The following is a 9,219-nucleotide window of genomic DNA, read 5'->3' on the forward strand; positions in this document are numbered from 1 at the left end:
CGGTTGGCCACCCCCCGCGCGCCGCCGCTCCCGCCCCCGGGCCGCCGCATCCGGGTGGTTGTAGAACACCGTGCTCGTGACCAGCTTGCCGCCCCGCACGTTCTCGCGGGTGCGGCGGAGGAACCCGTGCTGCTCCAACTCCCGCAGCGCGGCGGCGATACGGGTCTCGCTCTCCGGGAAGACCTCGGCGAGCGCCTTGACGCCGACGCGCCGCCCGTCGGGCAGCGACTGGATGTGGGTGCCGAGGCCGATCGCCAGCAGGGAGAGTCCTCGGTGCTGGGAGAGCCGGTTGGAGACGATCGTGTAGCCGTCGGTGAGCCGGATGTTGATGTGTACGACTCCGGCGGACGGGGCGCGCGGAGGCGCGCTAACCTGCTGGGTATCCATGCGGGAAGCGTTCTCTTCCTGGGTGGTCAGGCCTTCGGTCGGGATGCCAGTCCCGGCCGGGGGCCGTCTCATGTCTGGTGTGGTGGTCAGCGTGAGCATATGCCCGCCAACAGGTCGCAAATCCAGCCCGGTTGGCACACTTCACCCATGTGAGTGACGAGGCCCCGCCCGAGCTGACCGGGGCCCGCAGAGGTCCACTCGGGGGGTTGGGTCGGGTTATTTCTCCAGTGATCAAGACGGGTACTTAAAAGCTTTTACGTCGCGGGTCACCACGTCGCGGTGCACCACGTCGCGGGTCACCACGTCGCGGCTGTCACGATCCGGTGAGCGCGACCTCGGCCCAGACCGTCTTGCGCGGGAACGGCCCGTGCTCCGTACCCCACCGCACCGCACTGCACCGCACCGAGAGCGCCTCGACGAGCAACAGCCCGCGACCGGACTCGGATGCGGCGGACGGCTCCGCCTCGGCCGGGAGCCGGTCGCCCCGGGTGTCGGAGACCTCGATGCGGAGCGTGTCGCCGTACACGCTCAGCAGGATGCCTCGTCCGTACCGCCGGCCGAGCCGCGCCGGTGGCCCCGGGACGCGTGAGAACGAGGCCGGGCCCGCAGGCCCCGCCTGCTCCCTGCCTGCTCCCGGCCTGCGCGAAACTCCCCGGCGCGCATCGCCCGCCGGGTGCTAGCCTCCCGTTCCGATCACCGCACCGCTCGACCCCCTCCACCTGCCCGTTCGTCGACACGCCGCGCGCTTCCCGCGCCCGGCCCCCCACCGGTCGCGTCCGCAGCCCGATTCCAAGGACCGACGTGTCTCCGACCGCCCCCGACCTGATACGCGCGGAGTTCGACCTCTGCCGCCAGATCCCCTCCCTCGTGGACCTCCGGACCGCCGTACGCGGCAGCGACTGGGACACCGTGGAGGCGTACTTCGACTTCCTGGACGACGAGGAGGAGCGGGCCGTCGCCGCGAACCTCGTCTCCGACCTCAGCTCCTCCGAACGCTTCCTGGAACGCGCCGTCGCCGACCACGGGTCGCCGCTGGCCCGGACGCTGCTCGCCGCGCGCTACATCAGCGTCGGCTGGGACATCCGCAGCTCGTACACGGCGGAGCACGTCTCGCGGGAGCAGTTCCAGGAGTTCCACGCGTGGCTGCGGCGGGCCGAACAGCTGCTGATCGGCGTCTGCGCCGACGAACCCGCGTACGCCCTCGCCTGGATGAACCGGCTGACGACCGCCCGGGGCCTGGAGCTCGGGGCGAGCGAGGTACGGCGGCGGTACGACCGGCTGGCGGAGCACCACCCGCACCACATCCAGGCGCAGATCCTGCTGCTCCAGCAGCTGTGCCCCAAGTGGGGCGGGCGCTGGGAGGACGTGTTCGGCTTCGCCCGGGAGTGTATGGCGGCGGCCCCCGCGGGGAGCCACGCGGGCCGGCTGGTGGTGCAGGCGCACCTGGAACGCTGGCTGGACGACAGCGACGACGGGCCCGGCGACTACCTGCGCGCTACGGAGGTCCGCGACGACATCCTGGCCGCGGCCGACCGTTCCGTACGGCACCCGGACTACCGGCCGGGCTTCCACTGGGTGGGCGACCACAACGACTTCGCGGGCGCGCTGAGCCTGGGCGGTCACTACCGGGAGGCCGCCCCGTACTTCCGCACGCTCGGGGACAAGGCCACCGAGTACCCCTGGGGCTACTGGGGCGACCGGGAAGTGCAATTCCTCAAGCACCGCAGACGCGCGATGGCGAAGGGCTGAACCGACGATGACACAGCAGACCGACGGCCCCGCCGCCACCGTGGCGCAGGACGGCACCACCACGACCGGCCCCGCCACCGCCCCCGCGTTCATCACCGCCACCGAGGTCGACCGCATCCCGACCCTGCTGGCCCCCACGTCCGGCGGCGGCCCGGTCACGGCCGGGCTGTACTTCCGGGTCGGGGCGGCGGACGAGACGCTGGCCACGGCCGGCCTCACCCACCTCGTGGAACACCTCGCCCTGCACCGGCACGGCGTATCGGACCTGCACTACAACGGGTCAACCGCCGCCACCCACACCCACTTCGTGGTCTCCGGCACCGCCGAGGAGGTCGTCGCCTACCTCAACGGGGTCTGCGCCTCCCTGCGGGACCTGCCGGTCGAACGCCTCGCCACCGAGCGGGAGATCCTGCGCACCGAGCAGGCGGGTCGCAGCCGGGGCCCCAACCACCAACTGCCGCTGTGGCGTTACGGGGCCCGGGGCTACGGCCTCGCCAGCTACCCGGAGTACGGCACCCTGCACCTGACGGCCGACGCGGTGCGCGACTGGGCGAGGACCTGGTTCACCCGGGACAACGCGGTGCTGTGGATGACCGGCGACACCGTGCCGGAGGGCCTGGACCTGACCCTGCCCGCCGGGCAGCGGAAGCCGCTGCCCGCGCCGACCTCGGCCCTGCCCGTCACCCCCGCCTACCTCACGGGCGGCAGCGGCGGAGTGGTCCTGGACGGCATCGTGCGGCGCACTTCGGCGGCGTCCCTCTTCGCGGAGGTGCTGGGCCGGGCGCTCTTCACGGACCTGCGGCAGAAGGGCGGTTACTCCTACGCCGCCGACTGCGAGTACCACCCGCGCGACACCGCCCACGCGACCATCACCGCCTACGCGGACGCGCTGCCGCAGAAGCAGGACGCGGTGGTGGGCGGCTTCATCGACGTACTGGCACGGATGTGCGCCGGAACCATCGCGCAGGCCGAACTCGACTCGGCCCGGGTGAAGCGCCTCAAGCTGTACGAGACCCCGGACCTCGGCGCGGCCGCGCTCCCCTCGTACGCGCTGAACGTCCTGACGGAACACGCCAACCTCACCCCCGACGAGCACCGCGCCGAACTGCTCGCCGTCACCGTCGAGGACCTGCGGGACGTCGCCCGCGAACTGCACGCCTCCGCCCTGATCCAGGTACCGGGGCGGCCCGTGGACTGGGCGGGCTTCACCGAGGCCCCGCAGTGGTCGGCCCCGGCCTCCGACCCGGCGGGCACCGTGCACCGGTCCCGGCAGAGCGACGCCGTGAGCCTGACCGTCGGACCGGAGGCCGTCACCCTGGTCACGCCCGGCGGGCAGATCTCCGTACGGTACGACGCGTGCGCCGCGATGCGCGTCTTCCCGGACGGGGCCCGGCACCTCATCGGCTTCGACGCGTTCGTGGCGGAGGTCGAGCCGACGCTGTACGCCAAGCTCACCCCGGACCGGATGGCGGTGATCGACGCGGCGGTCCCCGCCGCCGCCGTCGTCCCGATGCCGGAGCGCGACCCGGACGAGATCCCGCAGGCCGCCGCGCGCCGGGGCGGGCTGAAGGACCGGGCGCGGGGAATGCTGCGCTCGCTGCGACCGGGACGCGGCTGAGGGGCGGGGGGGCGGGCGGGCCCCTGACGTAGGACGTACGGCTCGTCCGGCTCGGTACGGTTCGTCCGGCTCGGCTCGGCTCGCAGAAAGCCCGGGCGTGGGGGGGGGGGGGGGGGGGGGGGGGGGGGGGGGGGGGGGGGGCGGGGGGGGGGGGGGGGGCGGGGGGGGCGCGGGGGGGGGGGGGGCGGGGCCGCGGCCCGGTGTCCGGCGCAGGGGAGCGGACACCGGGCCCACGTCGTTCATACGGACACAGGCGGACGCGGACACGGGCCGACGCGGTCCGCCACCCACGTGACCGACCCCACCCCCCACTCCGTTGAAACTCCCGCAACAATGAAGGGTGATCACACCGCCCGCACGGAGCCCTCACCGTCGCACCGAGCATGCGCCGACCCCGTACGTCGACCTCTCGCGCGACGAGTGGAGCGCGCTGCGGGACAAGACGCCGCTGCCGCTGACCGCCGACGAGGTGGAACGGCTGCGGGGGCTCGGGGACGTCATCGACCTGGACGAGGTGCGGGACGTCTATCTGCCGCTCTCCCGGCTGCTCAACCTGTACGTCCAGGCCACCTCCGGGCTGCGCGGCGCGCTCAACACCTTCCTCGGGGACGCCGGGAACGGGCACGGGGCGCAGCGCGGCACCCCGTTCGTCATAGGGGTCGCGGGCAGTGTCGCCGTCGGCAAGTCCACCAGTGCCCGTATCCTCCAGGCGCTGCTGGCCCGCTGGCCCGAGCACCCGAGGGTGGAGCTGGTGACCACGGACGGGTTCCTGCTGCCGATGAAGGAGCTCCAGGCGCGCGGGCTGACCTCCCGCAAGGGTTTCCCGGAGTCGTACGACCGACGCGCCCTGACCCGGTTCGTCGCGGACATCAAGGCGGGCAAGGACGAGGTGACCGCGCCCGTCTACTCGCACCTGATCTACGACATCGTCCCCGGCGAGCGGCTGACCGTGCGCCGCCCCGACGTCCTCATCGTCGAGGGCCTCAACGTCCTGCAGCCCGCCCTGCCCGGCAGCGACGGCCGCACGCGGGTCGGGCTCGCCGACTACTTCGACTTCAGCGTGTACGTGGACGCGCGCGCCGAGGACATCGAGACCTGGTACCTGAACCGCTTCCGCAAGCTGCGCGCCACCGCGTTCCAGGACCCGTCCTCGTACTTCCGCAAGTACACCCAGGTCTCCGAGGAGGAGGCGCTGGACTACGCGCGCACCATGTGGCGGACCATCAACAAGCCGAATCTGCTGGAGAACGTGGCTCCGACGCGCGGCCGTGCCACCCTGGTGCTCCGCAAGGGGCCGGACCACAAGGTCCAGAAGCTGTCCCTTCGCAAACTCTGACCCCGAAGCCCGGGAGGGCGTGCCGCGTGCTCCACCTGCGATTGATCGCGCCCACCGACACCACGGACGAGGTCGTCGCCCTGCTGGAGTCCACCGTCGGCACCGCCCACCTCGTGGTCCTGCCGGGCGCGGCCCGCTCCCCCGCCGGGGACGTGGTGATGTGCGACGTGGCGCGCGAGGCCGGCGACGAGCTGATCCGGGATCTGCGGGGCCTCGGTCTGGAGAAGTCCGGGTCGATCACCATGGAGAACATGGAACTGACCCTGTCCGACCATGCGGACCGGGCAGAGGACGAAGCTCCGGGCGACGGCGCCGACGCCGTGTTGTGGGAGGAGCTGACGGAGGCGACGCACGAGGAGTCGACCTTCTCCGTCACCTACGTCTCCTTCCTCACTCTCGCCACCATGCTCGCCGCCTGCGGTGTGATGCTCGACAACGCGGTGCTGATCGTGGGCGCGATGGCGGTGGGCCCGGAGTTCGGACCGCTGGCCGGGATCTCCACGGCCATCGTGCAGCGCGCGCCGCGCCTGGTCGCGCGCTCGCTGTGGGCGCTGGTCGGGGGCTTCGCGCTGGCGATGATCGTCACGGCGGGGTTCGCCTGGCTGATGGACGCGTTCGACCTGTTCACCCACGACATGATCGACAAGCCCCGGCCGAACACCGGCTTCATCTGGCACCCGGACTGGATGTCGTTCGTCGTGGCGTTCCTGGCCGGCATCGCCGGGACGCTCTCCCTCACCTCGGCGAAGTCCGGAGCCCTGATCGGTGTGGCGATCTCCGTGACGACGGTCCCGGCCGCCGCCAACGCGGCCGTCGCGTTCAGCTACTCCGACTACCAGCAGACGGTCGGCTCGGGCCAGCAGCTCCTCGCCAACCTCGGCGGGATCGTCCTCGCGGGCACGCTGACGCTGCTGCTGGAGAAGGGCCTGTGGAGGATCCGGCGTACGCAGAAGCCCCCGGCGAGCACACCGGGGGCCTCGGTAGGGGGGTGACCCCCGAGGGCTCAACGGGCCCAAGCCTCACCCCAGCGCGGACTTCACCACATCGGCCAGCCGGCCCGCGACGGCCCGCGCCTGCTCGATGTCGGCGGCCTCGACCATGACCCGCACCAGCGGCTCCGTACCCGACTGCCGCAGCAGCACGCGCCCGGTCTCGCCGAGCTCGGTCTCCGCCTCGACGACCGCGGCGGCCAGCTCGGCCGAGGTGTTCACCCGGGTCTTGTCGACGTCGGGGACGTTGATGAGGACCTGGGGCAGGCGCTGCATGACCCCGGCCAGCTCGGTGAGGCTGCGGCCGGTGGCGGCGACGCGGGCCGCCAGCATCAGGCCGGTCAGCGTGCCGTCGCCGGTCGTGGCGTGGTCCAGGACGATGACGTGCCCGGACTGCTCGCCGCCCAGCGCGAAGCCCTCGGCCTTCATCGACTCCAGGACGTACCGGTCGCCGACCGCCGTCTGGACGAGCTGGATGCCCTCGCGCTCCATGGCCAGCTTGAAGCCGAGGTTCGACATGACGGTGCCGACCACGGTGTCCTTGCGCAGCTGCCCGGCCTCCCGCATGGAGAGGGCCAGCACGGCGAGGATCTGGTCGCCGTCGACCTCCTCGCCCGCCCCGTCCACGGCCAGGCAGCGGTCGGCGTCGCCGTCGTGCGCGATGCCGAGGTCGGCCCCGTGCTCGACGACGGCAGCGCGCAGCAGCTCCAGATGGGTGGAGCCGCAGCCGTCGTTGATGTTCAGGCCGTCCGGGTCGGCCCCGATGGTGACGACCTCGGCGCCGGCCCGGGCGAACGCGGCGGGCGAGACCCGGGCGGCGGCGCCGTGCGCCTCGTCCAGGACGACCTTGAGCCCGTCGAGCCGGTTGGGCAGGACGCCGATGAGGTGGGCGACGTAACGGTCGAAGCCCTCCGCGTACTCGGTGACCCGGCCCACGCCGGCCCCGGTCGGGCGGTCCCACGGCTCACCGGTGCGGTGCTGCTCGTAGACCGTCTCGATCCGGTCCTCCAGCTCGTCGGCGAGCTTGTGGCCGCCGCGCGCGAAGAACTTGATGCCGTTGTCGGGCATCGCGTTGTGGCTGGCCGAGAGCATCACGCCGATGTCCGCGCCGAGCGCGCCGGTCAGGTGCGCCACGGCGGGCGTCGGCAGCACGCCGACGCGCAGCACGTCCACACCGGCGCTGGCCAGGCCCGCCACGACGGCGGCCTCCAGGAACTCTCCGGAGGCCCGCGGATCACGTCCGACCACGGCGGTCGGGCGATGGCCCTCGAAGGTGCCCGCCTCGGCGAGTACGTGCGCCGCCGCGACCGAGAGGCCGAGCGCGAGCTCGGCCGTCAGATCGGCGTTGGCGACACCCCGTACCCCGTCCGTACCGAAGAGTCGTCCCACTGGTGTCCTCCGAAGTGCTCCGAAACCACAAACCACTACTGCACTGCACTGCGCAGCGAACTAACTGAGCAACCAAACAACGAAAGCGACGAAAAAATGCAAAAAGGCACGTCGGGCGGCATGGCGCAGGCGACCGGCCTGCGAGACGCGCCGAGATGCACGACGGCGTCCACCGGGCCGCGATCCCGTCCGGGCCGATGAACGTCTTATGCCGTTATACGCCCGCGAGCGCCGATAAACGAACGCCCCGGCAGCACAGAGCGTGCCGCCGGGGCGAACGTACAGTCGAGCAGGCGATATTTAGCGCTTGCTGTACTGCGGGGCCTTACGGGCCTTCTTGAGACCGGCCTTCTTGCGCTCGACCGCACGGTCGTCGCGGGAGAGGAAGCCGGCCTTCTTCAGCGTGGCGCGGTTGTTGTCCACGTCCGCCTCGTTCAGCGCGCGGGCCACGCCGAGGCGCAGGGCGCCGGCCTGACCGGAGACGCCGCCACCCGAGATGCGGGCGATGACGTCGTAGCGGCCGTCGAGCTCGAGCACCTTGAAGGGCTCGTTGACTTCCTGCTGGTGCACCTTGTTGGGGAAGTAGTCCTCAAGGGTGCGACCGTTGATCTTCCACTTGCCGGTGCCCGGAACGATCCGGACACGGGCGATGGCGTTCTTGCGACGGCCAAGGCCGGCGGCGGGCTGCGGGTCACCGAAGCGGCCCGCGAGGGACTCGCTGGTGTACTCGCCCTCGACAGGAACCTCGGACTCGAAGGTGGTCACCTCGGCGAAGGTCTCCTCGCCCTCGGTGCCCTCGACGGGGTTCTCAACAGTGGTCTCGGCCACGATTCTCCTCAGATCTTTCTGTACGTCTTAGGGGGTGGCCGGAACTACTGCGCGACCTGGGTGATCTCGAACGGGACCGGCTGCTGAGCAGCGTGCGGGTGCTGGTCGCCCGCGTAGACCTTGAGCTTCGAGAGCATCTGGCGGCCCAGGGTGTTCTTGGGGATCATGCCCTTGATCGCCTTCTCGACGGCCTTCTCGGGGTTCTTCGAGAGGAGCTCGTCGTAGCGCACCGAACGGAGACCGCCCGGGAAGCCCGAGTGGCGGTACGCCATCTTCTGGGTCTTCTTGTTGCCGGACAGGTGCACCTTGTCGGCGTTGATGATGATGACGAAGTCGCCCATGTCCATGTGGGGGGCGTAGATCGCCTTGTGCTTGCCTCGGAGGAGGTTCGCAGCCGTGGTGGCCAGACGGCCCAGGACGATGTCCTGAGCGTCAATGATGTGCCACTGGCGAGTGACATCGCCGGGCTTGGGGCTGTACGTACGCACTTCGTAGCCTTCGCTTCTTAGTGGATGAGGTCCAGACAACACATGGCACCCCTGAAGCGATCATGCAGCTGGGGCTCACACTGCCGGGACGATGCCCGTATGCGAGCCACTGGTAACTGCTCCAGAGAACCTACGTAAGGGCCCTGAGCGCCACGGGGGCGCAGCCGATACGCATAACAAAAGGGAAGCCTACCGGCGACCCCCCACACGGGTCAAAACGCCCCCAGCGCACCCATGCGGCCCCGCCGCGTAAAAAGGCCCCGCCGCACAAATCCAGCCCCGCCGACGCGTGAGGCGATCCTTCCAGCCCCGCCGGCGTTTGAGGCGCGGGGGCCCGGGGGGGGGCGCCCCCCCCCCGGCGCGCCCGGGCCAGCTGGGCGGCGTGGTCGACGCCCGGGATCTTCTCGGTACCGCAGCAGCAGCCCCGGCAGACGC

7 protein-coding genes and 3 pseudogenes are annotated in these 9,219 nt (G+C 71.5%); 4 read left to right on the top strand and 6 right to left on the bottom strand.

The window, feature by feature from the left end; all coding sequences use genetic code 11:
• Both JS521_RS30210 and JS521_RS30215 read right to left on the bottom strand, forming a co-directional pair.
• Nucleotides 1–387, bottom strand: a pseudogene (locus JS521_RS30210) (hypothetical protein); the annotation flags it as partial.
• A 313-nt stretch (nt 388–700) separates the two neighbouring features.
• Nucleotides 701–925 (bottom strand): annotated as a pseudogene (locus JS521_RS30215) (ATP-binding protein); the annotation flags it as partial.
• A 263-nt stretch (nt 926–1,188) separates the two neighbouring features.
• Here JS521_RS30215 and JS521_RS30220 point away from each other — a divergent pair.
• The 4 genes from JS521_RS30220 (at nt 1,189) to JS521_RS30240 (ending at nt 6,082) form a co-directional block, all read left to right on the top strand.
• Nucleotides 1,189–2,136, top strand: coding sequence for a hypothetical protein (locus JS521_RS30220; RefSeq protein ID WP_205086118.1), 948 nt, complete (start codon nt 1,189–1,191; stop codon nt 2,134–2,136).
• Nucleotides 2,137–2,143: 7 nt separating this feature from the next.
• Entirely contained in the window at nt 2,144–3,754 is a 1,611-nt protein-coding gene (locus JS521_RS30225) for a M16 family metallopeptidase (RefSeq protein WP_205086119.1), read from the top strand.
• Between the two features lie 340 nt (nt 3,755–4,094).
• Entirely contained in the window at nt 4,095–5,090 is a 996-nt protein-coding gene (coaA, locus tag JS521_RS30235; protein WP_205086120.1) for a type I pantothenate kinase, read from the top strand.
• Between the two features lie 26 nt (nt 5,091–5,116).
• Nucleotides 5,117–6,082, top strand: a complete 966-nt coding sequence (locus JS521_RS30240) for a DUF389 domain-containing protein (RefSeq protein WP_205086121.1) — start codon at nt 5,117–5,119, stop codon at nt 6,080–6,082.
• A 27-nt stretch (nt 6,083–6,109) separates the two neighbouring features.
• On the opposite strand, the gene glmM is transcribed toward JS521_RS30240, so the two are convergent.
• The 4 genes and pseudogenes from glmM to JS521_RS36990 form a co-directional block, all read right to left on the bottom strand.
• Nucleotides 6,110–7,468 carry a phosphoglucosamine mutase gene (gene glmM, locus JS521_RS30245; RefSeq protein ID WP_205086122.1) on the bottom strand — a complete coding sequence of 453 codons (1,359 nt, stop codon included), beginning with the start codon at nt 7,466–7,468 and terminating at the stop codon, nt 6,110–6,112.
• A 300-nt stretch (nt 7,469–7,768) separates the two neighbouring features.
• The gene (gene rpsI / locus JS521_RS30250) at nt 7,769–8,296 is read right to left on the bottom strand and encodes a 30S ribosomal protein S9 (RefSeq protein WP_010058767.1); all 528 of its coding nucleotides are present in this window, start codon (nt 8,294–8,296) and stop codon (nt 7,769–7,771) included.
• A gap of 44 nt (nt 8,297–8,340) precedes the next feature.
• Nucleotides 8,341–8,784, bottom strand: coding sequence for a 50S ribosomal protein L13 (gene rplM / locus JS521_RS30255; protein ID WP_018960214.1), 444 nt, complete (start codon nt 8,782–8,784; stop codon nt 8,341–8,343).
• A 331-nt stretch (nt 8,785–9,115) separates the two neighbouring features.
• Nucleotides 9,116–9,219, bottom strand: a pseudogene (locus JS521_RS36990) ((2Fe-2S) ferredoxin domain-containing protein); the annotation flags it as partial.

It is taken from the genome of Streptomyces durocortorensis (assembly GCF_016901035.1).
Taxonomy (GTDB): domain Bacteria; phylum Actinomycetota; class Actinomycetes; order Streptomycetales; family Streptomycetaceae; genus Streptomyces; species Streptomyces durocortorensis.